This is a genomic window from Mesorhizobium sp. M7A.F.Ca.CA.002.04.1.1, from assembly GCF_004022805.1.
Lineage (GTDB): Bacteria > Pseudomonadota > Alphaproteobacteria > Rhizobiales > Rhizobiaceae > Mesorhizobium > Mesorhizobium ciceri.
Genome location: NZ_RZPL01001003.1, coordinates 1 through 1541 on the forward strand (window position 1 = coordinate 1; position 1541 = coordinate 1541).

General features: G+C 62.0%; 1 protein-coding gene. It reads left to right on the forward strand.

Features of this window, described 5'->3' with window-relative positions:
- The first annotated feature begins 225 nt into the window (after positions 1–225).
- A complete protein-coding gene (locus ENZ75_RS31465; protein WP_013529353.1) occupies positions 226–1524 on the forward strand; it encodes a murein L,D-transpeptidase family protein in 1299 nt (432 codons plus the stop codon).
- Positions 1525–1541 lie beyond the last annotated feature (17 nt).

The following is a 1541-nucleotide window of genomic DNA, read 5'->3' on the forward strand; positions in this document are numbered from 1 at the left end:
GTCTCTGACCACAGGCACCCTTGGCCGCAACAATGTGGCGGAGCGGAGCATTTTTGCCACAAAAATGCCGCTGCATTCGGCTCAATGAGACTGCCGCAGGGGGATGCGTCGGCACTTGCGGTAAGGAATTTATTAGGGTTAACGGGCTTAGGGTCCGTCGATGCGCAGTGTAGCAGCCGGGGCAGGAAACGTCCTGGCGCCAGAGAAAAGACGATATCCGTAGCCATGTTTGTCAAGCTTGCCCGCACCGGAATCCTGATCGCTGCCCTCGGCGTTGCCGGCTGCAACAATTCGTCGATGAAGGATTTTGCCCCGGAGGCCAACAAGCCGCTGCCCGACAAGATCCTCGCCGACATGAGGGCCAAGGGCATGGTCCGCACCTCGTCGGTGATGGCCCGCATCTTCAAGGAAGAAGGCAAGCTCGAGATCTGGAAGGCCAAGACCAACGGCCGCTATGACATGGTCGCCAGCTACGACATCTGCAAATGGTCGGGCAAGCTCGGGCCGAAATACACCGAAGGCGACCGCCAGGCGCCGGAAGGCTTCTACACGGTGCGCCCGGCGCAGATGAATCCGCGCTCGAACTACCATCTGTCCTTCAACATCGGCTATCCCAACGCCTATGACCGCGCCAACGGCCGCACCGGCTCCAATTTGATGGTGCACGGCGCCTGTTCGTCGTCGGGCTGCTATTCGATGACCGATGCGCAGATCGAGCAGATCTATGCCTTCGGCCGCGATGCTTTCCAGGGCGGCCAGACCGAGTTCCAGATCCAGGCGTTTCCGTTCCGCATGACCGCCGCCAACATGGCGCGCTACCGCAACGACCCGAATTACGACTTCTGGAAGATGCTCAAGGTCGGCTACGACAATTTCGAGATCACCAAGGTGCCGCCGAAGGTCGATGTCTGCGAGAAGCGTTATGTCTTCAACCAGGTAGCCGCCGACGGTCAGACATTCGATCCGACTGGCGCCTGCCCGGCGACGACGCAGCCTGATTCGCTGAAGAGCGCCTACAATTCCTACATGAGCACCTATGACGCGGCGTTCAGCGGCGCGGTCAAGGCCAGCGTGCCGGCGCCCAAGCCGACCATCGCCGGTATCAAGGAAGCCAGCATCGTCTCCGACTGGTCCAAGCGCCGCGCACGCGGCGAACGCGTACCGATCGATCCGCCGTCGCTCAACAATGACGGCTCGGTCACCGAGACGGCACGCATGGGCCGCATCGATTCGCCCGCCGGCCGCAAGATGGCGGCTCTTGATGCCGAAAAAGCTGCCAAGCAGAAGGCCGAGGAGCAGAGGCTGGCTGCCATAGAGGCGGCCAAGCAAGCCAAGGAAGCCGCCAAGGCCCAGGCTCTGGCCGAAAAGGAGGCCGAGAAGGCCGCCAAGGAGGCCCCAGTCGCCACCGCGACCATCGCGGCCCCTTCGGAAGCGGCGCCAATGGCTGAAACGCAAGCGGCGAGTGCCGACGAAAGCCGGGTGACGAAGCTGAAGAACAAGCTGCTCGGCATGTTCGGCGGTTGATATCGCCCGTGGCTGAT

Bases quoted from the DNA above. Each gene is read 5' to 3' on its own strand.
- ENZ75_RS31465 (WP_013529353.1), top strand. From the start codon at position 226: ATGTTTGTCAAGCTTGCCCGCACCGGAATCCTGATCGCTGCCCTCGGC.